We start from the raw sequence: 24,640 nt of genomic DNA, 5'->3' as shown, positions 1-24,640 counted from the left end.
TCCGGAGCCACCGGCGGCGCCGCCCCGTCCCGTCCGCCGGATGGCGCGACAGATGAAGCAAGCCGCTTGCATTTCTTGCGCTACTCTTGCGCGCATGACGCGACGACTTGCTCAGGTGGCGAAGAAGGTTGGGGTCAGCGAGGCCACGGTCAGCCGGGTGCTCAACGGCAAGCCCGGTGTCTCGCCGGCCACCCGGCAGTCCGTACTGACCGCCCTGGACGTCCTCGGTTACGAGCGCCCCACCCAGCTCCGCGGCGAGCGCGCCCGGCTCGTCGGTCTCGTCCTGCCGGAGTTGCAGAACCCCATCTTCCCGGCGTTCGCCGAGGTGATCGGCGGCGCGCTCGCACAGCAGGGCCTCACCCCCGTGCTGTGCACCCAGACCAAGGGCGGCGTCTCCGAGGCCGACTACGTGGAGCTGCTGCTCCAGCAGCAGGTCTCCGGGGTGGTCTTCGCCGGCGGTCTCTTCGCCCAGGCGGACGCCCCGCACGACCACTACCGGCTGCTCGCCGAGCGCCGTATCCCGGTCGTCCTGATCAACGCGCCCATCGAGAACCTCGACTTCCCCTGCATCTCCTGCGACGACGCCGTCGCGGTCGAGCAGGCGTGGCGCCATCTGTCCTCGCTCGGCCACGAGCGCATCGGGCTGGTGCTCGGCCCGGCCGACCACGTGCCGTCCCGGCGCAAGCTCGCGGCGGGGCGGGCCGCGTACGCCGCGACGGCCGGTACCGGACCGGCCGGGCCCGCGCTCCCCGAGGAGCGTGTCGAGCGGACCATGTTCTCCCTGGAGGGCGGCCACGCGGCGGCCACGCGCCTGCTGGACCGGGGCGTCACGGGCATCATCTGCGCGAGCGATCCGCTGGCCCTGGGCGCGGTACGGGCGGCCCGTCGGCGCGGTCTGACGGTCCCCGGCCAGGTCTCGGTCGTCGGCTTCGACGACTCCGCGTTCATGAACTGCACCGAACCCCCGCTCACGACGGTCCGTCAGCCCATCGAGGCGATGGGCCGCGCGGCCGTCGAGATGCTCAACGCCCAGATCCAGGGCGGCTCCGTACCCCCCGGCGAGCTGCTGTTCGAGCCGGAGCTGGTGGTACGGGGCTCCACCGGCCAGGCGCCCCGCGGCTGACCGCGCCTCCTCGCCCCCTTCGGACGGCCGACCCGGCCCCGTACACCCCCGGTGTACGGGGCCGGTGGCGTACCGGGTGCTTCCGCCGCCGCGTCCCGATGCGGACGACGGCCTGTCAACTATTTGCGAAATCGGAGCGAGATATTGCGGGCATCCGGTGATGGTGGTTGAGTGAGCGCCGCCACACAGCGAGCGGCTGTGGGCTTCCCGCGCTCCTGCCCAAGAGGGGTCCCGCAGATGAGTAGTTCCGGGTTCCGCCGTACCTTCGCCACCGCCACAGCCACCGCACTCGCCCTCACCGGACTGGCCGCCTGCGGCGGGGGCGGGGGCGGCTCGGCCGACGGCAAGACGCGTATCACCGTCAACTGCATGCCGCCCAAGAGCGCCAGGATCGACCGGCAGAACTTCGAGGACGACATCGCGGCGTTCGAGAAGGCCCACCCGGACATCGACATCGTCGGCCGCGACGCCTTCCCCTGCCAGGACCCCAAGACCTTCGATGCCAAACTCGCCGGCGGCCAGATGGAGGACGTCTTCTACACGTACTTCACCGACGCCCGGCACGTCGTCGACATCGACCAGGCGGCGGACATCACCGCGTACGTGAAGGACATGAAGGGCTACGGCGACATCCAGCAGTCCCTGCGCGACGTGTACAGCGCCGACGGCAAGGTGTACGGCGTCCCGCGCACCAACTACTCGATGGGCCTCCTCTACAACAAGAAGCTCTTCCAGCGCGCCGGACTCGACCCCGCCGATCCCCCCGCCACCTGGGAGGAGGTCCGCACCGCCGCCAAGAAGATCGCCGGCCTCGGCAAGGGGTACGTGGGCTACGCCGACTACAGCGCCCAGAACCAGGGCGGCTGGCACTTCACCGCGGAGATGTACGCGCAGGGCGGCGACGTCGTCACCCCCGACGGCAAGAAGGCGGACGTCGACAGCCCCGCGGGCCGGGCGGTCCTCCAGAACCTCAAGGACATGCGCTGGAGCGACGGCTCCATGGGCACCAAACAACTGCTCATCCTCAACGACGTCCAGCAGATGATGGGCTCCGGCAAGCTCGGCATGTACCTCTCCGCGCCCGACAACGTGCCGATCCTCGTCAAGGAGAAGGGCGGCAGCTACGAGGACCTGGCCCTCGCCCCGATGCCCGGCGGCAAGGGCACCCTCATCGGCGGCGACGGCTACATGTTCAACAAGAAGGCGTCCCCCGACCAGATCAGGGCCGGCCTCAAGTGGCTGGAGTTCCAGACCAACACCCCCGGATCCGGCCTCAACGACTGGAAGCGCGCCGCCGACCGCAAGGCCCCGGTCGGCCTCCCCGAGCCCCGGCTGTGGAGCGGCGCCACCGACACCCGCGACCAGGAGCTGAAGAAGCGGTACGCCAACGTCCCCGTCGAGAACTACCAGGCTTTCCTGGACGGAAGCCAGGGACTGACCGCCAAGCTCGAACCGCCGAAGGCCCAGCAGATCTACTCGGTCCTCGACGGCGCGGTCTCCGCCGTCCTCACCAAGAAGGACGCCGATATCGACCGGCTCCTCCAGGACGCCCAGTCGAAGATCGACGGAATCCTGGCCCGGGGCTGACACACCCATGAAGACCGCCCAGGCTCCCCAGCGGCCCGCGCCCTCCGCCCCGCCTCCGCCGGGGCGGAGCGCACCGGCGGGCCGCCGAACCCCCGGCGCCCTGCGCCGCGCCCTCGGCCACCAGCTCCGTGCCTACGCCTTCCTCGTCGGCGGGCTGATCTGCTTCGCGCTGTTCTCCTGGTACCCGGCGGTCCGCGCGGTGATCATCGCCTTCCAGAAGTACACCCCCGGATCACCACCGGAGTGGGTGGGCACCGCCAACTTCACCCAGGTCTTCCACGACCCCGAGTTCGGCGCGGCCTGGCGCAACACCCTCACCTTCACCGTGATCGCCCTGCTCGCCGGCTTCGCCGTACCGTTCCTGATGGCGCTCGTCCTCAACGAACTGCGCCACGCGAAGGCCTTCTTCCGGGTGGTCGTCTACCTGCCGGTGATGATCCCGCCGGTCGTCAGCGCCCTGCTGTGGAAGTGGTTCTACGACCCGGGCGCCGGACTGGCCAACGAGGCCCTGCGCTTCCTCCACCTCCCCACCTCGAACTGGACCAACGGCGCCGACACCGCGCTGCTCTCCCTGGTCATCGTGGCGACCTGGGCGAACATGGGCGGCACGGTCCTCATCTACCTCGCCGCCCTCCAGGGCATCCCCGGGGAGCTGTACGAAGCGGCCGAACTGGACGGCGCCTCGCTCTGGCAGCGGGTGCGCCATGTGACCGTCCCGCAGACCCGCTTCATCATCCTGATGCTGATGCTCCTCCAGATCGTCGCGACGATGCAGGTGTTCACCGAACCGTTCGTGATCACCGGCGGCGGCCCGGAGAGTTCGACCGTCACGGTCCTCTACCTCATCTACAAGTACGCCTTCCTCTACAACGACTTCGGCGGGGCGTGCGCCCTGAGCGTCCTCCTGCTGAGCGTGCTCAGCGTCTTCTCCGCCCTCTATCTGCGGCTCACCCGCACCGACGACTGAGAGGAACCGCGCCGCCATGCCCCGAGCCGCACACGCCCAGGCCGTACGCACCCTCGTCTCGCCGCTCTCCCTCGCGACCACCCGGGGGAAGGCGCTCTACTGGACCGTCTTCTGCGGTGTCGTCCTCGCCTTCGTGCTCGCCTTCCTCCTCCCCGTGTACTGGATGGCCTCCGGCGCGATGAAGTCCCCGGACGAACTGGTCCGCACACCGCCCACCCTGGTCCCCGGGACCTGGAACCTCGGCGCGTACACCGACGCCTGGGAGCTGATGCGCCTCCCCACCCATCTGGGGAACACGGTGGTGCAGGCCACGGGCGCCTGGATCCTCCAGCTCGTCTTCTGCACGGCCGCGGCCTACGCCCTGTCGAAGCTGCGGCCCGCGTTCGGCAGGGTGATCCTGGGCGGCATCCTCGCCACCCTGATGGTGCCCGCCCAGGCGCTGCTCGTACCGAAGTACCTGACGATCGCCGACCTGCCGCTGATCCACCTCAGCCTCCTCAACGACCCACTGGGCATCTGGCTGCCCGCCGTCGCCAACGCCTTCAACCTCTACCTGCTCAAACGCTTCTTCGACCAGATCCCGCGCGATGTGCTGGAGGCCGCGGAGATCGACGGGGCGGGCCGGCTCCGTACCCTCTGGTCGATCCTGCTGCCCATGTCCCGGCCGGTGCTCGGAGTGGTGTCGATCTTCGCGCTGGTCGCCGTCTGGCAGGACTTCCTCTGGCCGCTGATGGTCTTCTCCGACACCGACAAGCAGCCCATCAGCGTCGCGCTCGTCCAGCTCTCCCAGAACATCCCGCTCTCGGTACTCATCGCCGCCATGGTGATCGCCAGCGTCCCGATGGTGCTGATGTTCCTGGTGTTCCAGCGGCACATCATCGCCGGGATCAGCGCCGGCAGCACCAAGGGCTGACCTGGACACCCTCACCCACCCCCGAAAGGAACCACCGTATGGAAGGCAGCCCGCCCGCGCCCGGCGACACCCTCTGGTGGCGTGACGCCGTCATCTACCAGGTCTACGTACGCAGCTTCGCCGACGGCGACGGCGACGGCACCGGGGACCTCGCGGGGGTCCGGGCCAGGCTGCCCCATCTGGTCGAACTCGGCGTCGACGCGCTCTGGTTCACCCCCTGGTACCTCTCACCGCTCGCCGACGGCGGCTACGACGTGGCGGACTACCGCACCATCGACCCCGCGTTCGGCACCCTCGCCGAGGCCGAGAAACTCATCGCCGAAGCGCGCGCACTGGGGCTGCGCACGATCATCGACATCGTGCCCAACCATGTCTCCGACCGGCACATCTGGTTCCGGGCGGCCCTCGCCGCGGGACCGGGCCGCCCCGAACGCGCCCTCTTCCACTTCCGCGCCGGGCGCGGCGAGCACGGCGAGATCCCGCCCAACGACTGGGTCTCCGAGTTCGGCGGACCGGCCTGGACACGGCTGGACGACGGCGAGTGGTACCTGCACCTCTTCGCCCCCGAGCAGCCCGACCTCAACTGGGCCCATCCCTCGGTACGCAGGGAGCACGAGGAGGTGCTGCGCTTCTGGTTCGAGCGGGGCGTCGCGGGCGTACGGATCGACTCGGCCGCGCTCCTCGCCAAGGACCCCGCCCTGCCGGACTTCACCGCGGGCCGCGACCCGCACCCCTATGTCGACCTCGACGAACTGCACACGATCTACCGCTCCTGGCGCGCCATCGCCGACACGTACGGCGCGGTCTTCGTCGGTGAGGTGTGGCTGCCCGACACCGAGCGCTTCGTGCGCTACCTCCGACCGGACGAGCTGCACACCGCGTTCAACTTCAGCTTCCTCGCCTGCCCTTGGGACGCCGGCCGGATGCGGGCCGCGATCGAGGCGACGCTCGCCGAACACGCGCCCGTCGGCGCGCCCGCCACCTGGGTGCTCTGCAACCACGACGTGACGCGCACGGTCACCCGGTACGGACGCGAGGAGAGCGGATTCGACTTCGCGGCCAAGGAGTTCGGCACCCCGACCGATCACGGACTGGGCACCCGCAGGGCGCGCGCCGCCGCGCTGCTCTCGCTGGCCCTGCCCGGCTCCGTCTACCTCTACCAGGGCGAGGAACTGGGCCTGCCCGAGGCGGAGATCCCGCTGGACCGGATCGAGGATCCGATGCACGCGCGCTCCGGGGGCACGGATCCGGGGCGCGACGGCTGCCGGGTGCCGCTGCCGTGGACCGCGGACGCGCCGTACTCCGGGTTCGGCTCGGCCACCGAACCATGGCTGCCGCAGCCGGAGTTCTGGCCCGCGTACGCCGCCGACCGCCAGACGGCCGACCCCGGCTCCATGCTCACGCTCTACCGGGAGGCCCTGCGGCTGCGGCGTACCGTCCCGGGCTTCGGGGACGGGCCGATGCGCTGGCGGGAGTCGGCGCCGGGGGTGCTCTCCTTCGCACGGCCCGGGACGGGGGACGGTTCGGGAACGGGGGACGGTTCAGGAACGGGGGACGGTTCCGGGCCGGAGGATGATTCCGGGCCGGGGGACGGTTCCGGGACCGAGCTGGTCTGCGTGGTCAACTTCTCGGCGGAGCCCGCCCCGTTGCCCCCGTACACCGAGGTGCTGCTCACCAGCGGCCCGCTGGTGGCCGGCCGTCTGCCCCGGGACACGGCGGTCTGGCTGCGCGCCGCGCCCTGAGCTACGAGGAGGCATCGCACGAGCCGCCGGTGCGCCCTGTGAGGGGAGCACCGGCGGCGACGGGGGCCGAGGTCAGGCCGCCGTGGGGGCCTTCGCCGCCTGCGCGAGCCGGGCGGCCCTGGTCCGGGGGCCGAAGATCGCCAGGGCGATGGCGCCGAAGAGCCAGGTGCCGGCGATGAAGTAGAAGACGCTCTGGTACCCGGAGCTGTTGTAGAGGGCCGCGATGATCAGCGGCCCGGCCGCGTTCGACAACCGCCCCAGCCCGTACGAGACTCCGGTGCCCAGCGAACGGCTGCGGGTGTCGAAGACCTCGGGGGAGTAGGCGTACCCCAGCGCGGTGTAGCCGCGTTCGAAGAGGTTCACCAGGAAGCCGAAGACGACGATCAGGATCGGGTCGAAGGTGAGCCCGTAGAGCAGACCGCAGAACGCGATGACCGTACCGAAGGCGACCAGACACCACTTGCGTTCGAACCGGTCGGTGACCAGCGAGGCCAGGAAGGAGCCGAGCGGCGCGCCGACCGTCGTCAGGGCCACGTAGAACACCGACTTCTCGACGCTGAAACCCTCCTTCGCCAGCAGGGTGGGCGCCCAGCTCGAATAGCCGAAGAAGCCGATGGTCTGGGTGACCCACACCACGGTGAGCAGCAGCGTCGGCGCGAGGTACTTCTTCTGGAGCAGCAGTCGCAGGGTCGCCTTGGCGGCCGGCTCCTCGTCGACCGGGGGCGCGGGTTCGGGCAGGGGGCCCTTCTCCTCGGTGGCCCGCGCCTCCAGTTCGGTGAGGATCGCGTCGGCCTCCGCGTGCCGGCCCCGGCTCTCCAGCCAGCGCGGGGACTCCTTGAGGCTGCGGGCGAAGAAGACGAAGAGCAGACCGACCGAACCCCACAGGTACACCAGCCGCCAGGACCAGTCGCTGAGCGGCACCACCGCGCTGGCGATCAGATTGGTGACGGGCGTGCCGCAGATGCCGATGACGATCGCGTACGCCTGGTACTTGCCGCGGAAGGCGGCCGGATAGATCTCGTTGACGTAGATGACCGCCACCACCGTCATCGCGGAGAGTCCGGCCGAGGTGAGCACACGGAACACACCGAGGGACACGATGTCCCAGGCGAAGACCGAGGTGAACGAGAAGACCCCGAAGAACACCGTCGTCAGCGTGAGCGCCTTCTTGCGCCCCCACCGGTCGGCGATGCCGCTGGCGATGATCGAACCGAAGAACATGCCGACGAAGGACAAGGAGGTGACATAGGCCACCTGGTTCACGGTGACGCCCCACAGATTGATCAGCTTGGGCGCTGTGGTCGCGAAGCTGTTGATGTCCGCGAACTCGAAGAAGTAGGCGAAGGACACCACCAGCAGGGTGGTCTTGTGGAACCGGAAGAGCGGCAGACGGTTCAGCCGGTTCAGCGCGTTGGAGTGGGACATGGGGGCCTCTGTCGGAGTGAGGAGAGGGAGAAGGAGTGGGGGCGAACGGGTCCAGCCGGCAGCGGTGACAGTGGGGGGTGCGGTACGGAGCCGGCGCTCAGCCGGTGGACTCGCCGGGCCAGTAGAGCCGCATCGGGTTGTCGACCAGCCGCTTCCGCTGCTGGTCCGCGGTGACCGCGATGTGGGGGACGTGGTCCACGAGGAGCCCGTCGTCGGGCATGTGGTGGGTGAGATTGGGGTGCGGCCAGTCGGTGCCCCACAGCACGGCGTCGGGGAACTCCTCGACGGCCCGGCGGGCGAAGGGCACCACATCGGTGTACGCGTGCCGCTCGCCGTCCAGCGCAGGGGGACCGGTGACGCTCAGCCGCTCGGGGCAGCTCACCTTCACCCAGACGTCCCCGCGCTCGACGAAGCGCAGGAAGCGGCTGAACTCCGGGCCGCTGGCCGGGGCCGTCACATCCGGCCGTCCCAGGTGGTCCACGACCAGGGGCGTGGGCAGCGAGCCGAAGAAACCCTCCAGCTCCGGCAGGTCGGCGCTCTCGAAGTAGAGGACGACATGCCAGCCCAGCGGTGCGATCCGCCGCGCCACGGCGGCCAGTTCGTCCTGGGGCGCGGTGTTGACCAGCCGCTTCAGGAAGTTGAAGCGTACGCCCCTGACCCCCGCCTCGTGGAGGCGGCGCAGCTCGGCGTCCTCGATGTCCGGGCGTACGGTGGCGATGCCCCGGGCCCGGCCGCCGGACGCGCGGACGGCGTCGACCATGGCGCTGTTGTCGGCGCCGTGGCAGGTGGCCTGGACGACGACGTTACGGCTGACACCGAGCCGGTCGCGCAGCGCGAAGAGCTGGTCCTTCCCGCCGTCGCAGGGCGTGTACTTCCGCTCGGGGGCGAACGGGAACTCCTCCTGGGGGCCGAACACATGGCAGTGTGTGTCGACGGTTCCCGGCGGGAGGGTGAAGGCGGGCCGGGACGGGTTCGGGTACCAGTCCAGCCAGCCGGGGGTCTTGGGGGCGCGGGTGCTCATCGGGACTCCGGTCGTACGGGTGCGGATGCGGGCGGACAGGGGCCAGGGGGCCTGGCCGGGCGGGTCAGTCGACGTACCGGAGACCGGCCTCCCGGAGCGGTTCGCGCATCGCGTACATGTCGAGGCCGAGTTCCCCGGCCGCGAACCGCTGCCGCTTGCCCTCCTCGTTGGCCTCGCGGACCCGGGACGCCTCGGCGACCTCCGCGGCCCGCTCGGCCGGCACGACGGCCACACCGTCGACATCGGCGACCACCACGTCACCGGGGCGCACCAGCGCGTTGCCGCAGACGACCGGCACGTTGACCGAGCCCAGCGTGGCCTTGACGGTGCCCTTCGCGTGGACGGCCCGGCTGAAGACGGGGAAGTCCATCGCCTCCAGCGCGGCCACGTCGCGGCAGCCGCCGTCGATGACCAGACCGGCGCATCCCCGGGCGCGGACCGAGGTGGCCAGCAGCTCGCCGAAGAAACCGTCCTCGGACTCGGTGGTGCAGGCCGCGACGAGGACGTCACCGGGCCTGAGCTGTTCGGCGGCCACATGCAGCATCCAGTTGTCGCCGGGCTGGAGCAGCACGGTGACGGCCGTCCCGCAGAAGGCGGCGCCGAGGTAGACGGGCCTGAGGTAGGGGCGCATCAGGCCGGTGCGGCCCATGGCCTCGTGGAGGGTGCTGACACCGAACGGCGCGAGGGCGTCGACGTCCTCGCGGGCGGCCCTGACGATGTTCCGGTGGACGACTCCGAGTGTGTACACGATCGTGTGGTTCCTTCCGCTCGGGTCAGCGTCCCTGCCGCTTGAGCAGGGCGTCGAGGCGTGGGTAGACGGTGCGCGCGTTGTGTTCGCAGAGGTCGGCCAGTGTCTCCGGGGACAGCCCCGCGGCCTTCACATAGCGGTGGGTGTCGTCGAAGTGGTGGCCGGTGTCCGGGTCGACACCGCGGACGGCGCCGATCATCTCGGAGGCGAAGAGGATGTTACGTGCGGGGACGACGTCGAGGAGCAGATCGATGCCGGGCTGGTGGTAGACGCAGGTGTCGAAGAAGACGTTGCCCAGCACGTGCTCGTCGAGCGGCGGCTTGCCGAGCGCCGCCGCCAGCCCCCGGAAACGCCCCCAGTGGTACGGGACGGCGCCGCCGCCGTGCGGGACGACCAGCCGCAGGTTCGGGAAGTCGGCGAACAGATCGCCCTGGACGAGCTGCATGAACGCCGTGGTGTCGGCGTTGAGGTAGTGGGCGCCGGTGGTGTGGAACGCCTGGTTGACGCTCGTACTCACATGGATCATCGCCGGGATGTCGTACTCGACCATCTTCTCGTAGACCGGGTACCACGAGCGGTCGGTCAGCGGGGGCGCCGTCCAGTGGCCGCCGGACGGGTCGGGGTTGAGGTTCAGGGCGACCGCCCCGTACTCCTCCACACAGCGGACCAGCTCCGGGAGACAGGTGGCCGGGTCGGTGCCGGGGGACTGGGGGAGCATCGCGGCGGGGGCGAAGCGCTCCGGGTACAGCGCGCAGATCCGGGCGATCAGCTCGTTGCAGAGGGCCGCCCACCGGGCGGAGGTGCGGAAGTCACCGATGTGGTGGGCCATGAAGGACGCCCGGGGGGAGAACACCGTCAGGTCGATGCCGCGCTCGTCCATCAGCCGGAGCTGGTTGTCCTCGACGCTCCGCCGCAGTTCGTCGTCGCTGATCCGCAGCTCGGCGGGGTCGGGGTCGAGCGCGGGGTCGGTGAGTCCGGCGATCTGACGGTTGCGCCACTCCTCCAGCGCCGGGGGCGCGGTGGTGTAGTGGCCGTGGCAGTCGATGATCATCGCTGCTCCTCCTGGGGCTCGTACGGTTCGTTCGGGTCGTTCCGGTGGATCAGGGCTGCGTGGGGCGGTGGGCACCGCGGGGGATCAGGACGTCGCCGGCCATGATCAGCCGCGCGGTGCGCACCAGGGCGGACCGCTCCACCCGGCGTGGGGTGTCCTGGCTCAGGCCGAGCCGTACGGTGAACTCGCCGGAGGGGTGTTCCACCGAGACGTCGACGTCGTCGCCCGGCGGGACGTCGGCCAGTTCGGCGGCGACCGATCCGTCGAGCACGCAGGCGGTGGCCGCGGTGACGGCGGCGAGCACCCCGATCGACGCGTGGCAGACATGCGGGATGAAGCTGCGGGTGGTGATGGTGCCGCCGTGCGCGGGCGGTGAGACCAGGGTCATCTTCGGGTAGTTCTTCGCGGTCACGTCCCCGAGCCCCATCAGCTCGCCGCAGACCAGCCGCAGTGCCTCCAGGCGCTCCTTGAGCCGGGCGTCGGCGTTCAGCGCCTCGGCGGATTCGTGGCCGGTGCGTCCGAGGTCGGCCGCGTTCACGATCACGAGCGGCTGCCCGTTGTCGATGCAGGTGACGTCGACGGGGCCGACGCCCGGGGCCTCCACGCGGTCGCGGACGTTCCCGGTGGGCAGCAGGGCGGAGCACACCGAGCCCTCGGTGTCGAGGAAGCCGATGGTGACGGCCGACGCGGTGCCCGGCACGCCGTCGATGGCCGTGTCACCGGCGTATGCGACGTACCGTCCGGCCGGTATGCCGTCCTCGGACGGCTCGGCCGACGGTGTACGGATGGAGATCTCGGCGACCAGTCCGGTGTTCCGGGTGAGGACGCGGGCCGTCGTGAGGTCGCCGTCCGGGACCAGCAGGCCGGACTCGACGGCGAAGGGGACCACGGCCGCGAGCATGTTGCCGCAGTTCGCCGTGGTGTCCACGAGATCGCTGCCGGGCTGTAGCTGCGCGAACGTGAAGTCGAGGTCGACATCGGGCCGGCTGCCGGGGCCGACGATGCCCGCCTTGCTCGTCAGCGGGTTCGCCCCGCCCAGCCCGTCGATCTGGCGCGGGTCGGGCGATCCCATGGCCGCCAGGAGCACGGCGTCCCGGGCCGCGCGGTCCGCGGGCAGGTCGGCGGAGCGGAAGAACGGTCCGCGTGAGGTGCCGCCGCGCAGGAACCAGCAGGGGACGGCGGTCTGGCCGCCGTGGGTCCGGGGGCGGGGAGCGGGGGCGGCTTCGGCCGCCGTGGGCTGCGTCATTGCATTCCCTCCGTGCGATTTCGCTCGCCAACTTAACCGTCGACCAGATTGTTGACAATATGCTTGACGAAAAAGTTTCAGGCGTTGTTCACGTGACCGGTGACGCCCCATAGACTGCGGTGCGACGAGACGGACGGTAAACCGGGGAAGGCGGTAGGGGTGGCGCAGAAGCAGGTCACCGGGCAGGCGGGCCGGAGTGTGGTCGGCGCGGGGATCCGGGCGGCGCTGGCCACGGGGGATATGGTCCCGGGGCAGCGGCTGATCGAGCAGGAGCTGTCCGAGACGTTCGGGGCCACACGCAGCTCGGTCCGTGAGGCGCTCCAGGACCTGGCCGCCGAGGGGCTCGTGGAGCTGATCCCGCGCCGGGGCGCCCGCGTCCGGGTGATCCCGGTCGAGGAGGCCGTCCAGATCACGGAGTGCCGGGCCTCGCTGGAGGGCCTGTGCGCCCGGCGCGCCGCCGAGCGGGCCACCGGGGCACACCACGAGCGGCTGCTGGAGATCGGCGCGGGGATGCGGGCGGCGGTGGCCGCCGGTGAACTCGACACCTACTCGGGACTCAACCGGCGTCTGCACGACCTGGTCGCCGAGGTGAGCGGGCAGGACGTCGCGAAGACACTGCTGGAACGGCTGAACGGACAGATGGTCCGCTACCAGTTCCGGCTCGCCCTGCGACCGGGCCGCCCGACGCGGTCGCTGCCCCAGCACCTGGCGATCATCGACGCGATCGTGGCCGGCGACCCCGAGGCCGCGGAAGCCGCGGCGCGGGCCCATCTCGACAGCGTCATCGAGGAGTTGGGGGCGACCCCGGACCGGGGCCGCGAGGAGTCCCGTACCGCCTGAGAAGCCGCCCCGGCCCCGGGCGCTGGTACCCGTCCTTCCTGGCCGTCAGCGTCCGTACGGGCGGCGGCCGTTGGCGCTCAGGACCGGGTGGCGGACCCGCACGCGGTGTCGCCGCCCTCGCGCAGGCGCGCGTCCATCGGCGTACTCCGGTCGTACGGGGCGGCCGCGGCGCCGCTTCCCGGGCCCGTGCGGTCGGCGCCGAACACGGGGGTGAAGCAGCCGGTGTGGGCGCCGCAGTCGCCGTTGGCGGTGTCCACCGTGCAGGAGACGAGCGAGAAGGTCCCCGGCTCGGTGATCACCTTCGCCGGGTCGTCCCGGCTCATCACGGTCTCCCGGCGCACGATGGTCCGTACGACCTCGTAGCTCCCGGCGGCAGACGGACCGGTCGGCGTCCCCCCGTCATCACACAGGCCGCCGACACCCCCACGAAAGCCCGGACGCCACCGTCCCGCCGCCCGTCAGGAGTCCCGGTCCAGGTGGCGTTCCGGCGGGCCGTGGTAGCCCGCGAGGAGCGGGCGCGGCAGCGGTCCCTTGATACGGGTTCCGTTCTCCGTCTCCTCCCAGGCGTGGGAGAGGATGCCCACACTGCGGGAGAGGACGAACAGGCCCCGGCCGAGCTGGGGAGGGAAGCCGAGTTCCGCGTAGATGATCGCGGTGGCGCCGTCGATGTTCATGGGTACGGGGCGGTCCCGGCCCGCGGCGAGCGCCGCTTCGAGCGCCAGCCCGGCGGACAGGGCGTGTCCGGGGACCTCACCCGCGTCGACGGCCTCCCGTACCAGCGCGAGCAGGGGGTCGCGCCGGGGGTCCCGGGGGTGGAAGCGGTGGCCGAACCCGGGGATGTAGGCGCGGCGGCCGCGGTACTCGGCGACGATGTCGGTGGCCTCTTCGCCGTCCGTCACCCGTCGCAGGACCTCCATGCACTGCTGGCCCGCCCCGCCGTGGACGTCGCCGAGCAGACCCGTGCCGGTCGCGACGGCGCTGTTCAGGCCGACACCGCAGGTGGCCGCCATCCTGGCCGCGGCGATCGACGGGGCCTGCGGCCCGTGGTCGACGGCGGCGACCAGGGCGGCCTCCAGCAGGCGTCCCTGGACCGGGGTGGGCAGTTCGCCGCGGAGCATGAGCCAGATCTGTTCGGCGAAGGTGATCCGGCCGATCAGCTCCTGGACCGGGTAGCCGCGCAGCCTGATCTCGCCGGGCCGGATCTCGCTGACCGCCGTGGACCACCAGTCGGTGACGGCGCGTTCGGCGATCATCGGCTCGCCGCCGTCCGCCGTCTCCCGCGCCGGTCCGCCGCCCGCCGGGGCCGTGGTGCCGCTCACACCGCACCGCCTTCGCGCAGCGCGGCGATCTCCACCGGGGCGTAGCCGAGTTCGGCCAGAACGGTGTCGGTGTGTTCCCCGAGCAGTGGTGGGGGCGAGGGGGCGGCGGCCGGTGCGTCGTCCACCCGTACCGGGCTGCCGAGGACGTGCAGGGAGCGTTCGCGGCCGTCGGGGAAGGGCAGGTCGTGGACGAAGCCGCGGGCGGCCAGATGGTCCAGGCCCAGGGCGTCCGGCACCGACAGCACCCGCGCCGCCGGTACCCCGGCGTCGGAGAGGATCTCCTCCCACTGCGCCGCCGGCCGGGCGGCGAGCCCCGCCTCGATCTCGTCGCGCAGGGCGTCGCGGTGTGTCTTGCGGTCGGCGGGGTGGGCGAAGCGCGGGTCGGTCGTCAGCTCCTCGCGTCCTATGAGCCGGCACAGGGTGGTGAACTGCTGCTGCCGGTTGGCGGCGATGTTGAGATGGCCGTCGGCGGTACGGAAGGTGCCCGAGGGGGCCGCGGTGAAGTTCTCGTTGCCCATGGGCTCGGGCACCCGCCCGCTGATCAGGTAGTTGGACGTGACCCACCCCATGGCGGTGAGCGCGGACTCCAGCATCGAGACATCGACGAAGGCGCCCTCCCCGGTGCGGCCGCGCCGGACGAGCGCCGCCGCGACCGCGTAGGCCGCCGCCATGCCGCCGAGGGTGTCCGCGACGGGGAACCCGGCCCGCAGCGGAGCGGTCCCCGGGGTGCCGGTGACGCTCATCATCCCGCTCAGGCCCTGGATGATCTGGTCGTACGCGGGACGGTCGCGCAGCGGCCCCGTCTGCCCGAAGCCGGAGATCGCACAGTAGACGAGCCGGGGGTTCTCGGCGCTGAGGGTCTTCCAGCCGACGCCGAGCCGGTCCATCACACCGGGCCGGAAGTTCTCCAGCAGCACGTCCGCCTCGCGCACCGCGCGCAGCAGCGCCTCCCGTCCGTCCGGGTCCTTCAGATTGAGGGTGAGGGAGCGCTTGCCGGCGTTCTGCGCCAGGAAGGAGGCCCCCAGCAGCTCTTCGCCGAGCGCCCGGTCGGCGCCCAACTGGCGTGCGAGATCCCCGGATTCGGGCATCTCGACCTTGATGACATCGGCGCCGTGCAGCGCGAGCTGATAGCCCGCGAAGGGGCCGGCGAGGACATTGGTCAGATCGAGGACCCGGACGCCCTCCAGAAGGGGAGTCGTCATCAGGCGGTGCCTCCGATGCAGTCGAGCGCCGTGAGGGCGCGTGCGGTGTCCAGCAGGGCCGGGGCGAGAGCGGCGACGGCCGCGTCGGTGAAGCGGGTGGTGGGGCCGCCGAGCGCGACCGCCGCGGTCAGCCGGCCCGACGCGGCGAAGACCGGGGCGGCGACACCGGAGACGCCCGGCTCCCGTTCCCCGTGGCTGACGGCCATGCCGTCCTCGGCGGCCTTCCTGGTGTGCTCCCAGAGCAGTGCGTCCCGGTCCTCGTCCGGTGCCAGGGAGGCCACCGCGGCGACGTCGGCGCGGTCCGCGCGGGAGAGGAGGACATGGCTCGCCGCCCCCGACCACAGCGGCATCTCGGCCCCGATACGCACGACATGGCGCAGGGTGCGGGTGCCTTCGTGGCGGGCCACGCAGACCCGGGTGTTCTGCTGGCGGACGTAGACCGAGGCCGTCTCGCCGCCGCTCGCCTCGCTCAGCGCGGCGAGGCGGCGCAGCGCCTCCTCCGGCAACCGCCAGGTGCGGCCCGCCAGTTCGGCCCATCTCAGCAGCCCGGTGCCGGGCACGAGCAGGCCGTCCCCCCGGCTCCAGAGCAGACCGCACTGTTCCAGCGTGTGGACCAGCCGCACCACGGTGGTCTTCGGCAGTCCGGTGGCGTCGACCAGTTCGCGTACGGAGCGGCTGGGGTGCTCGGCGTCGAAGAGGGCGAGCAGGTCCACCGCGCGCTGCACACTGCGGACGCCGCCGGTGTCGGATTCGGGCATGCCGTCTCCCTCGTGTCTCGGTGTCCCGGCATCCGGTGGGGCGATCACCCCACCGGATGCGTGGGCCGCGCCATCACACCATGGAACCGTCCAGCGGCACAAGCGAACCACCTGGTGGTACGCCGCTGGTGTTGGGCGCGGCCCGGCGCCGGGTCAGGTGAGGTGGGCGATGATGTGGTCGGCGGCCTCGGTCGCCATCCGGCGCAGCGCCTGCGCGGTCTGCGCGCCGGTGTGCGGGGTGATGACGACCGTCGGTTCGGCGCGCAACGGGTGGTCGGACGGCAGCGGTTCGATCGCGGTGACATCGAGACCGGCGCCCGCCAGATGGCCCTGGCGGACCGCCGTGAGCAGCGCGGACTCGTCGAGGATGCCCCCGCGCGAGGTGTTCACCACCACCGCGCCCTCGGGCAGCGCCAGCAGCTCCGGCAGCCCGATGAGGTCACGGGTCTCCTCCACCAGCGGGACGTGCAGGCTGAGGTTCTCCGCCAGGGACAGCAGCGTGGGCAGATCCACGGGTTCGACGCCCGCGTCCGTCATGACGGACGCCGGCACCATCGGGTCGTAGGCCACCACCCGCATCCCGAACCCCCGGCCGGCGATCGTGGCGACCTCACGGGCGATACGGCCGAAACCGACCAGCCCGAGCACCGCGCCGCCCAGCTCCCGGCCGTGGATCGCGGCGCGGGTGTCCCCCTCGTCACGGACCGCGATGCCGATGCCCCGGCGCACCGCGAGCAGCAGCGCCACCGCGTGCTCGGCGACGGACCGGCTGTTGGCCGTCGGGGTCGTGGTGACGGCGATGCCCAGCTCCCGCGCGGTGTCGACGTCCACGGTGTCGAGACCGACCCCGTGCCGCGCCACGATCCGCAGCCGGGGCGCGCGCCGCATCATCGCGCCGTCGACGCGTTCGGTCCGCAGCAGGACGGCGGTGACCCGGTCGTGGACCTCGTCGAACGTGACGCCGTCGGCGCCGTATCCGGGACGCACCTCCGCGTGCGGGCGCAGGCGGGCCAGCGCGTCCTCGTGGACCGGCCGCGGGATCCAGACGAGCGGGCGCTCAGTCACGGGGCACCAGCCTCTGGTTGGCCGCCCGGCGTTCGGACTCGCCCTCGATGAGCTGGTGCGTCCGCGCGACGACGTCCGCCACCTCGCCCGCCGGGACGACCGCCACCCCGTCGTCGTCACCGAGCACCCAGTCCCCGGGGCTGACCGGCACCCCGCCGACCGCGACGGGGACGGCCGTACGGTACGGACCGGTCTTCCAGGGCCCCGCCGGTGTGACGGCGCGCGCGAACACCGGGATACCGAGCCGCGCCAGCTCGACCACGTCCCGGGCGGCGCCGTCGAGGACGATCCCGCCTATCGCCAGAGCCTTCGCCTTCTGCACCACCAACTCGCCGATGAGCGCGCGGGTCGCGTCCCCGCCGCCGTTGACGACAAGGACCTCCCCGCGCCTGATCGTCTCGAACGCGGCGTGCAGACCTTGGTTGTCGCCCGGCCTGGTCCACACGGTGAACGCGGGCCCCGACAGGACGGCGCCCGGCCACAGGGGGCGGATGCCGTCGGCGACGCCGAACCGGTCCATCGCGTCGGACACGGTGGCGACGGGAAGCGCCCCGGGGGGCGGATAGTTGTGCACGGTTCTCCTTCGACGAGGTCAGTACAGTGCGGGTGGCAGACCGGTGCGGGCGATGTCCTCGGCGCAGCGGCTCACCGCGTGGACGAAGCCGGGGATCTTCTCCTCGGTGAACCGGACGGTGGGACCACCGACGGCGAGGACCGGCGGACGGGCCGGGGCGGCGCCGCCGGGGAACGGGACGGGCACCGCCAGACCGCTGTTGCCCGGCTCGCGCTCGCCGTGGGTGACGCACCAGCCCCGCTCGGCCGCGGCCCGGGTCCCGGCCCGCAGCGCCTCGGCGTCACCGCCGCACTCCTCGGCGATCCGGGCGACGAGCGATTCCCGCTCCTGCGGCGGTTCGAGGCTGAGCAGGACGTACGCGGCGGACCCCACGGACATCGTCAGCGAGTCGCCCGGCTCCACCACATGGCGCAGCGTGTTGGGGCTGGGGGCCTGACCGACCACGACGCGCCGGGTGCCCTGCCGTACGTACAGGCTCACCGTCTCCCCGGTCTCGGCGGCGAGGGCCCGCATCCGCGCCAGCGAGGCGGGCGGAACCGTCCAGGCCGTGTCGGCGAAGGCGGCGAAGGCGATCAGGCTGGTGCCGACCCGGACCCGCCCGTCCGCCCCGTACTCCACCAGCTCCTCGCCGGCCAGTGTCTCCACCAGCCGCAGGACGGTGGTCCTCGGCAGTCCCGTCTCGCGGACGAGGTCGGTCAGTGTGAGTGACATACGTTCCGGTGTGAACGCGCGCAGTACCTGCCACGCCCGGCTCACGGCCCGGATGCCACCACCGTCGGTCGTCGGGGACATCGGATTCCCTTTCCTCACCGTGTCATCTCCATTGCTTCGTCCCGCCCATGATGTTTACCATCTGGCGGTCATTAATATCCACCAGATGGACACACTGGGGTAACACCACCGGCCATCGCAGACAGCTCGGTACGAGATCACAAGGGAGTGGTCGTGCAGAGGAAACGTTTCATGCTCGGCGTCGCCGGTGCCCTGTGCACCGCGGTGCTCGCCGGGGCCGCCGCAGTCGACGCCAGCAACTCCACCTCGGGCGCCACCCCGAGGTCGAAGCTGACCGTCACGGCCCCGGCCGCCCCCGGCGGCGGCTGGGACCTCGCGTCACGCGAGTTCCAGCAGGCCCTGCGGGCCGGCTCGATCGTCAACAACGTCCAGGTCGTCAACGTGCCCGGCGCCGGCGGCACCATCGGCCTGGGACAGTTCGTGGAACTGGGCAAGGACCCGACGCGGCTGATGATGACCGGCACCGTGATGGAGGGCGCCATCACGGTCAACAAGTCACGGGTGGACCTGGAGAACACCACCCCGATCGCCCGGCTCGCCGAGGACTACCAGGTCTTCATCGTCCCCGCGGACTCCCCGTACCGGACGCTGAAGGACTTCATGGCGGCCTGGGAGAAGAATCCGCACAGCCACGCCGTCGGCGGCGGCGGTCTCGGCGGCACCGACCACCTGCTCGCCGGACTCGCCGCGCGGGAGGCCGGCATCGATCCGAAGGACGTCAACTACATCTCGTTCGCGGGCGGCGGCGAGGTGCTGACCGCGCTGCTGTCGGACACCGTCGAGATCGGCGTCAGCAGCTACAACGACTTCCGCGACCAGATCGAGGCGGGCAACCTGCGGGCGCTGGCGGTCTCGGCCGACACCCCCGTACCGGGCATCGACACCCCCACCTTCATCGAACAGGGCGTCGACGTGTCGCTGCCCAACTGGCGCGGCCTCGTGGCCCCGCCCGGCATCAGCGACGCACAGCGCCGGGAACTGACCGACATCGTCACCGAGGCGACCCGTACCCCCGAGTGGGCGGACGCGCTCTCCCGCAACAAGTGGGTGGACAGCCTGCTGACCGGTGACGAGTTCGCCGACTTCATCCGCCAGGACCAGGCCAGGGTGAACACGATCATCAAGGAGCTGGGTCTGTGACCACCCACCCCGGGCCGGCGGACACCGGTCCCGCCGCCTTCCTGCGCCGCCGCACCGGCCTGATCATCCCGCTGCTGCTGCTCGTCACCGGTGTCGTACTGGGCGCCGGAACGCTCACCATGGAGGTGCCGGCCAACGTCGCCTCGCCGGGGCCGCGGATGTTCCCCACCGTGGTCGCCGTCGCGTGCCTCGTCTTCGCCGTCCTCCTCGGCGTCGACGTCCTGCGCCGCCCCGAGCCCGAGCGGGTCGCCGCCCCGGCGGACCCGGGCGCCGCACAGACCGCCGACGACACCCCGTCCGCCGACACAGCTCCCACCGTCTCCGCCCTCTCCGGCGGGGCCACCGCCGGTGACACCGACGGAGCGGTCAGGACCCGCAGCAACCACCGGGCGCTGGCCGGGCTCGTCGGTACGATCGCCGCCTTCATCGCCCTGCTCGTCCCCCTCGGCTGGCTGCTCTCCGGCGCGCTGCTCTTCTGGGGCGTCGCCCGCGCTCTCGGCAGCCGCCGGCCGGTGTTCGACCTCTTCCTGTCGATCGCCATCTCGTCCACCGTCCAACTGGCCTTCTCCGCGGGGCTGGGCCTCAATCTGCCCCCGGGCATCCTGGCAGGAGTGCTCTGATGGAATCACTGAGCAACCTCGGTGACGGGTTCCTCACGATCCTGACACCCATGAACATGCTGTGGGTACTCGTCGGCGCCCTGCTGGGCACCGCGGTCGGCGTACTCCCCGGCCTCGGGTCCGCGATGGCGGTGGCGCTGCTGCTGCCCGTGACCTTCTCGCTCGACCCCATCGGCGCGTTCATCATGTTCGCCGGTGTGCTGTTCGGCGGCCTGTTCGGCGACTCGACCGCCGGAATCCTGATGAACACCCCGGGCAACAGCACCGCCATCGCCGGATCCATCGAAGGCCACCGGATGGCGAAGTCCGGGCGCGCGGCCCAGGCTCTCGCGACCGCCGCCATCGGCGCGTTCATCGGCGGCATCCTCTCCTCCGTACTCGTCGTGTTCTTCGCGCCCTCGCTGGCCGAACTCGCCACGCTCTTCGGCCCCGCCGAATACCTCGCGCTCGCCGTGTTCGCATTCGTCGCCATCTCGGCCGTGGTGAGCGACTCGATCCTGCGCGGACTGGCCGCCCTGGTCATCGGCCTCGCGATCGCCCTCGTCGGCGTCGACGGCATGTCCGGCGCCGCCCGCTTCACCGGCGGGCTCCCCGAACTGTTCGACGGCATCAACATCGTGGTCATCACCGTGGGCCTGCTCGCCCTCGGCGAGGTCATCTCCGTCGCCGCGCGCCGCGGGACCCAGGAGGACCTGCGCGTCATGCCGTCCACCGGCCGGCTGTGGCTCTCCCGGGGAGAGCTGCGCCAGGCGATGCCCGCCTGGCTGCGCGGCACCGCCATAGGCGTACCGTTCGGCATCATCCCCGTGGGCGGCTCAGAGGTGCCCACCTTCCTGTCGTACGGCACCGAACGCCGGCTCGGCTCGCGCCGCAGCGACTCCATGTTCGGCAAGGGCGCCATCCAGGGCGTCGCCGGACCCGAGGCGGCGGGCAACGCCACCGCGGGCACCGCGATGGGCGCCCTGCTGGCCCTGGGACTGCCCACCTCCGCGACGGCCGCCGTCCTGCTGGCCGCGTTCCGTCAGTACGGTCTCCAGCCGGGACCCCTGCTCTTCGAGCGGGCGAGCGAGCTGGTCTGGGCGCTGCTGGCCAGCTTCTTCATCGCCATGATCGTCCTGCTCGTACTCAACCTGCCCTTCGCGCCGCTGTGGGCCAAACTCCTCAAGGTCCCGCGCCACTACCTCTACAGCGGCATCACCGTCTTCGCGATGCTCGGCGTCTACGCGACCAGCAGCAAGCTCCTCGATCTCGTCCTCGTCCTCGCGATCGGGCTGCTCGGCTTCGCGATGCGCCGTTACGGGCTGCCCGTCGCCCCGGTCCTCATCGCCGTCATCCTCGGCCCCCTCGCCGAGACCGAGTTCCGCCGTGCCATGGCGGTCAGCGAGGGCGACCCCACGGCGCTGGTCTCCAGCCCGATCACCATCACGCTCTATCTCGTCCTCGCCCTCGGTGTCGTCGGCCTGCTCGTACAGCGCGCCCGCCGGGCCCGGTGATCACTGCGCGGGCAGCGGCCGGTCGGCGACGACGTTCTTCATGACCAGGGTGGAGGTCAGCCGCCGGACACCGGGCAGTGAGGCCAACTGCTCGTCGTAGAGCCGCTGGTAGGCGGCGAGGTCGGCCGTCGCCACCCGCAGCAGGTAGTCGGGTTCGCCGAAGAGGCGCTGCGCCTGGATGACATGGGGGAGCGCGGTGACGGCCTCCTCGAAGGCGGTGACCGTGTCGCTGCTCTCCCAGCGCAGCGTGGCGAAGACGAGGGCTTCGAAGGCCAGGCCGACGGCGGCCGGGTCGACGACCGCGCGGTAGCCGCGGATGGCGCCCGCGCGTTCGAGGTCGCGCAGGCGCCGGTGGCAGGGCGAGACGCTGAGCCGCACGCGGGCGGCCAGCTCGGTGACCGTCAGCCGGCCGTCCATCTGCAGCTCGGTAAGAATCTTGCGGTCGAGGGCATCCATGAAGAAGATTCTCCCCCTAACAGAGCGATCATGAGGTAAGTACGCAAACATTTTCGGACATATTCGACCTATTCTTCCCTCTCGGGCACGGAACGAGAGAGGGAACGATCGATGGACACGACCACACTGGCGGCCTTTCTGGCAGTGGACCTGCTGCTGGTGTGCACCCCCGGCGCCGACTGGGCCTACGCGATCTCCGCCGGCCTGCGGAACCGGGCGCTCGGGCCGGCGGTCCTCGGGCTGATAGCCGGGTACGCCGGGTACACACTGCTCGCGGTCGCCGGTCTGGTGGTGATCGTGGCGAGTTCACCGGCCGCGCTCACCGTGCTGACCGTCGCAGGCGCGGGGTACTTGGTGTGGCTCGGCCAGGGCGCGCTGCGGCGGCCCGCCACGGTGGCGGCGGCCGAGGAGGCCATGGCCTCCTCCCGGACCCGGATCCTGCTCAGGGGAGCCGGGATCAGCGGGCTCAACCCCAAGGCGCTGCTGCTGTACTTCTCGCTGTTCCCGCAGTTCATCGACGCCGGTGACGGCTGGCCGGTCGCCGCGCAGACCGGCCTGCTCGGCGCGCTCCACATGGCGGCCTGCGCCGTGGTCTACCTCGGCGTCGGTCTGCTCGCCCGTACGGTCCTGAAGGCCAGGCCCTCGGCGGCCCGGGCCGTCACCTGGGCCTCCGGTGCCATGATGATCGGCATCGGCGGGTTCCTGCTGGTGGAACGGCTGGCCGGCGGGTGAACCCGTCCCGTCCTGACCCGTCCTGACCCGTCCTGTCCCGTGCGTCGCGTCGAGCGTACGCGCGCGGCCCGTCGAAGGAGAGAGCCGTGGAAGACCCGATGCGATGGGAACAGGCGGCCCCCGAGGTCCGCGCGCGCGTCCAGGACAGCTTCGAACGCCAGGGCCTCATGGCCCATCTCGGCGCCCGGATCACCCATGTCGGGCCCGGCCGCGTGCACCTCGTGCTCCCGGTCCGCCCGGAGGTGACCCAGCAGAACGGCTATGTCCACGCCGGTGCCACCAGCGCCGTCGCGGACAGCGCGGGCGGCTACGCGGCGCTCACCCTCTTCCCCGAGGAGTGCGACGTCCTCACCGTCGAGTACAAGATCAACCTCCTCGCGCCGGCCGCCGGCGACCATGTCGAGGCGGTCGGGACGGTCCTGAGGTCCGGACGCACGCTCACCGTCTGTCAGTTGGAGGTGTACGGCGTCCGGGGCACCGGGGAGCGCACCCTCGTCGCGACCGGCCAGCAGACCCTGATCCGCCTCGACCGGCGGAGCCGGTGAGACCGGGGCCCTTCCCCGGCGGGACGGGCCCCGCCCCCACCCCTGAGGGGCGGGCTCACCAGTCGTGTACGGAGCCGTCCTGGAGCCGGTTGACCGGCAGGTACGCGGCCTCGTACGGGTGCGCGGCAGCCAGTTCCTCGTTCAGCTCCACCCCGATGCCCGGCGCCTCGCCCGGGTGGAGGTGCCCGTCGGTGAACGTGTAGGCGTGCGGGAACACCTCATGGGTCAGCGGGGTGTGGCCCGCGTACTCCTGGATCCCGAAGTTGTGCACCGCCAGGTCGAGATGGACGGCCGCGGCCATGCCGACCGGCGAGATGTCCTCCGGGCCGTGGATGGCGCTCTTGATCTGGTACTGCGCGGCGAAGTCGAAGAGCTTCCGCAGCGGGGAGACCCCGCCGAAGTGCGTGACGGCCGAGCGCACGTAGTCGATGAGCTGCTCGCCGATGAGCGTCTGGTAGTCGTACACGGTGTTGAAGACCTCGCCGATCGCGAGGGGCGTGGTGGTGTGCCGGCGGACCAGCCGCAGGGCCTCCTGGTTCTCGGCCGGGGTGCAGTCCTCCAGCCAGAAGAGCCGGTACGGCTCCAGATCCCTGCCGAGCTGGGCCGCCTGTACGGGGGTGAGCCGGTGGTGCGCGTCGTGGAGCAGGGGCAGCTCGGGCCCGAACTCGCCCCGCACCGCCTCGAACACCGTGGGGATGTGGCGCAGGTAGGCCGCGGTGTCCCAGTCCTCGACCACGGGACGGGCCTGCTGGTGCGGGGCGGCCTCGGTCCGGTCGGGGCTGCTGTGCACGCCGTACACGGTCTTCAGCCCCGGTATGCCCGTCTGCACCCGGATCGCGGGATAGCCCTCGGACAGGCGGGCACGGATCGAGTCGAACAGTTCCGGGATGTCCCTCCCGTCGGCGTGTCCGTACGTTCCGACGCGCTCCCGGCTCGCGCCGCCGAGCAGTTGGTACAGCGGGAGACCGGCGGCCTTCGCCTTGATGTCCCACAGCGCGACGTCGACCGCGGCGATCGCGGCCATGGTGACGGGTCCGCGACGCCAGTAGGCGCCGCGGTACAGCGACTGCCAGGTGTCCTCGACGCGGTGCGGGTCGGTGCCGATGAGCAGGGGCGCCACATGGTCGCGCAGATACGAGGCGACGGCCAGTTCGCGCCCGTTGAGGGTGGCGTCCCCGAGGCCGGAGAGGCCGTCGTCGGTCGTGATCCTCAGCGTGACGAAGTTACGGCCGGGGCTGGTGACGACGACCTTCGCGTCGACGATCTTCATGAATGCGTTCT

Annotated in this window: 25 protein-coding genes; 11 read left to right on the top strand and 14 right to left on the bottom strand. The window is 71.5% G+C overall.

The features are described 5' to 3' along the window. The first annotated feature begins 94 nt into the window (after positions 1-94). The 5 genes from ACFXPK_RS01655 (at position 95) to ACFXPK_RS01635 (ending at position 6,332) form a co-directional block, all read left to right on the top strand. Positions 95-1,123 (top strand): LacI family DNA-binding transcriptional regulator, encoded by a 1,029-nt coding sequence (locus tag ACFXPK_RS01655; RefSeq protein ID WP_385070446.1) that lies wholly within the window; start codon positions 95-97, stop codon positions 1,121-1,123. Positions 1,124-1,360: 237 nt separating this feature from the next. Further along, a complete protein-coding gene (locus ACFXPK_RS01650) occupies positions 1,361-2,710 on the top strand; it encodes an extracellular solute-binding protein (RefSeq protein ID WP_385070443.1) in 1,350 nt (449 codons plus the stop codon). A gap of 7 nt (positions 2,711-2,717) precedes the next feature. Beyond that, complete coding sequence (locus tag ACFXPK_RS01645; RefSeq protein ID WP_385070440.1) at positions 2,718-3,677, top strand: carbohydrate ABC transporter permease; 960 nt, start codon at positions 2,718-2,720, stop codon at positions 3,675-3,677. Positions 3,678-3,693: 16 nt separating this feature from the next. Beyond that, positions 3,694-4,590 carry a carbohydrate ABC transporter permease gene (locus tag ACFXPK_RS01640; protein WP_385070437.1) on the top strand — a complete coding sequence of 299 codons (897 nt, stop codon included), beginning with the start codon at positions 3,694-3,696 and terminating at the stop codon, positions 4,588-4,590. Between the two features lie 38 nt (positions 4,591-4,628). Continuing rightward, positions 4,629-6,332, top strand: coding sequence for an alpha-amylase family glycosyl hydrolase (locus ACFXPK_RS01635; RefSeq protein WP_385070434.1), 1,704 nt, complete (start codon positions 4,629-4,631; stop codon positions 6,330-6,332). Positions 6,333-6,404: 72 nt separating this feature from the next. On the opposite strand, the gene ACFXPK_RS01630 is transcribed toward ACFXPK_RS01635, so the two are convergent. The 5 genes from ACFXPK_RS01630 to ACFXPK_RS01610 all read right to left on the bottom strand — a co-directional run bounded on the left by ACFXPK_RS01630 (position 6,405) and on the right by ACFXPK_RS01610 (position 11,823). Further along, entirely contained in the window at positions 6,405-7,757 is a 1,353-nt protein-coding gene (locus tag ACFXPK_RS01630) for an MFS transporter (protein WP_384994045.1), read from the bottom strand. Positions 7,758-7,854: 97 nt separating this feature from the next. Beyond that, complete coding sequence (locus ACFXPK_RS01625) at positions 7,855-8,778, bottom strand: amidohydrolase family protein (RefSeq protein WP_385070431.1); 924 nt, start codon at positions 8,776-8,778, stop codon at positions 7,855-7,857. A gap of 64 nt (positions 8,779-8,842) precedes the next feature. Next, on the bottom strand, positions 8,843-9,526 hold the full coding sequence (ligK, locus tag ACFXPK_RS01620) for a 4-carboxy-4-hydroxy-2-oxoadipate aldolase/oxaloacetate decarboxylase (RefSeq protein ID WP_385070428.1): 684 nt from the start codon (positions 9,524-9,526) through the stop codon (positions 8,843-8,845). Between the two features lie 25 nt (positions 9,527-9,551). After that, complete coding sequence (locus ACFXPK_RS01615; protein WP_385070425.1) at positions 9,552-10,577, bottom strand: amidohydrolase family protein; 1,026 nt, start codon at positions 10,575-10,577, stop codon at positions 9,552-9,554. Positions 10,578-10,626: 49 nt separating this feature from the next. Continuing rightward, positions 10,627-11,823 carry a 4-oxalomesaconate tautomerase gene (locus tag ACFXPK_RS01610; RefSeq protein WP_385070423.1) on the bottom strand — a complete coding sequence of 399 codons (1,197 nt, stop codon included), beginning with the start codon at positions 11,821-11,823 and terminating at the stop codon, positions 10,627-10,629. 159 nt (positions 11,824-11,982) lie between these two features. Between ACFXPK_RS01610 and ACFXPK_RS01605 the strand changes: the two genes are divergently transcribed. Continuing rightward, positions 11,983-12,663 (top strand): GntR family transcriptional regulator, encoded by a 681-nt coding sequence (locus tag ACFXPK_RS01605; RefSeq protein ID WP_384994057.1) that lies wholly within the window; start codon positions 11,983-11,985, stop codon positions 12,661-12,663. A 77-nt stretch (positions 12,664-12,740) separates the two neighbouring features. Here ACFXPK_RS01605 and ACFXPK_RS01600 read toward each other — a convergent pair whose 3' ends face one another. From ACFXPK_RS01600 to ACFXPK_RS01570, 7 genes are all read right to left on the bottom strand, one after another. Beyond that, positions 12,741-12,986 carry a hypothetical protein gene (locus ACFXPK_RS01600; RefSeq protein WP_385070419.1) on the bottom strand — a complete coding sequence of 82 codons (246 nt, stop codon included), beginning with the start codon at positions 12,984-12,986 and terminating at the stop codon, positions 12,741-12,743. A 135-nt stretch (positions 12,987-13,121) separates the two neighbouring features. Further along, on the bottom strand, positions 13,122-13,982 hold the full coding sequence (locus tag ACFXPK_RS01595; RefSeq protein ID WP_385070416.1) for a citryl-CoA lyase: 861 nt from the start codon (positions 13,980-13,982) through the stop codon (positions 13,122-13,124). After that, positions 13,979-15,184 (bottom strand): CaiB/BaiF CoA transferase family protein, encoded by a 1,206-nt coding sequence (locus tag ACFXPK_RS01590; RefSeq protein WP_384994062.1) that lies wholly within the window; start codon positions 15,182-15,184, stop codon positions 13,979-13,981. Before ACFXPK_RS01590 ends, ACFXPK_RS01595 begins: the two co-directional genes overlap by 4 nt. Further along, positions 15,184-15,942: an IclR family transcriptional regulator gene (locus tag ACFXPK_RS01585; protein ID WP_385070412.1), complete on the bottom strand. Its 759-nt coding sequence runs from the start codon at positions 15,940-15,942 to the stop codon at positions 15,184-15,186. Before ACFXPK_RS01585 ends, ACFXPK_RS01590 begins: the two co-directional genes overlap by 1 nt. 153 nt (positions 15,943-16,095) lie before the next feature. Next, positions 16,096-17,007, bottom strand: coding sequence for a hydroxyacid dehydrogenase (locus ACFXPK_RS01580; RefSeq protein ID WP_385070409.1), 912 nt, complete (start codon positions 17,005-17,007; stop codon positions 16,096-16,098). Further along, positions 17,000-17,581, bottom strand: a complete 582-nt coding sequence (locus ACFXPK_RS01575) for an RraA family protein (protein ID WP_385070406.1) — start codon at positions 17,579-17,581, stop codon at positions 17,000-17,002. The genes ACFXPK_RS01580 and ACFXPK_RS01575 overlap by 8 nt, the downstream gene beginning before the upstream one ends. 18 nt (positions 17,582-17,599) lie before the next feature. Then, the gene (locus tag ACFXPK_RS01570; protein ID WP_385070404.1) at positions 17,600-18,373 is read right to left on the bottom strand and encodes an IclR family transcriptional regulator; all 774 of its coding nucleotides are present in this window, start codon (positions 18,371-18,373) and stop codon (positions 17,600-17,602) included. A 153-nt stretch (positions 18,374-18,526) separates the two neighbouring features. On the opposite strand from ACFXPK_RS01570, the gene ACFXPK_RS01565 reads away from it, so the two are divergent. From ACFXPK_RS01565 to ACFXPK_RS01555, 3 genes are read left to right on the top strand one after another with little or no spacing between them, the layout of a single operon-like run. Further along, the gene (locus ACFXPK_RS01565; RefSeq protein WP_384994073.1) at positions 18,527-19,513 is read left to right on the top strand and encodes a Bug family tripartite tricarboxylate transporter substrate binding protein; all 987 of its coding nucleotides are present in this window, start codon (positions 18,527-18,529) and stop codon (positions 19,511-19,513) included. Continuing rightward, the gene (locus ACFXPK_RS01560; protein WP_385070399.1) at positions 19,510-20,133 is read left to right on the top strand and encodes a tripartite tricarboxylate transporter TctB family protein; all 624 of its coding nucleotides are present in this window, start codon (positions 19,510-19,512) and stop codon (positions 20,131-20,133) included. Before ACFXPK_RS01565 ends, ACFXPK_RS01560 begins: the two co-directional genes overlap by 4 nt. After that, positions 20,133-21,626 (top strand): tripartite tricarboxylate transporter permease, encoded by a 1,494-nt coding sequence (locus tag ACFXPK_RS01555; RefSeq protein ID WP_384994077.1) that lies wholly within the window; start codon positions 20,133-20,135, stop codon positions 21,624-21,626. Before ACFXPK_RS01560 ends, ACFXPK_RS01555 begins: the two co-directional genes overlap by 1 nt. Here ACFXPK_RS01555 and ACFXPK_RS01550 read toward each other — a convergent pair whose 3' ends face one another. Further along, positions 21,627-22,082 (bottom strand): Lrp/AsnC family transcriptional regulator, encoded by a 456-nt coding sequence (locus ACFXPK_RS01550; RefSeq protein WP_384994080.1) that lies wholly within the window; start codon positions 22,080-22,082, stop codon positions 21,627-21,629. A gap of 111 nt (positions 22,083-22,193) precedes the next feature. Here ACFXPK_RS01550 and ACFXPK_RS01545 point away from each other — a divergent pair, with 111 nt between their 5' ends. Then, positions 22,194-22,814: a LysE family translocator gene (locus tag ACFXPK_RS01545; RefSeq protein WP_385070394.1), complete on the top strand. Its 621-nt coding sequence runs from the start codon at positions 22,194-22,196 to the stop codon at positions 22,812-22,814. 98 nt (positions 22,815-22,912) lie between these two features. Beyond that, positions 22,913-23,359: a PaaI family thioesterase gene (locus tag ACFXPK_RS01540; RefSeq protein ID WP_385070669.1), complete on the top strand. Its 447-nt coding sequence runs from the start codon at positions 22,913-22,915 to the stop codon at positions 23,357-23,359. Between the two features lie 55 nt (positions 23,360-23,414). On the opposite strand, the gene manD is transcribed toward ACFXPK_RS01540, so the two are convergent. After that, a complete protein-coding gene (gene manD, locus ACFXPK_RS01535; protein WP_385070392.1) occupies positions 23,415-24,629 on the bottom strand; it encodes a D-mannonate dehydratase ManD in 1,215 nt (404 codons plus the stop codon). Positions 24,630-24,640 lie beyond the last annotated feature (11 nt).

Source organism: Streptomyces sp. NPDC059142 (assembly GCF_042755665.1).
In the GTDB taxonomy this organism is placed as follows: domain Bacteria; phylum Actinomycetota; class Actinomycetes; order Streptomycetales; family Streptomycetaceae; genus Streptomyces.
The sequence above is the reverse complement of the archived record's forward strand: the minus strand, read 5'-3'. Positions and strand labels throughout refer to the sequence as shown.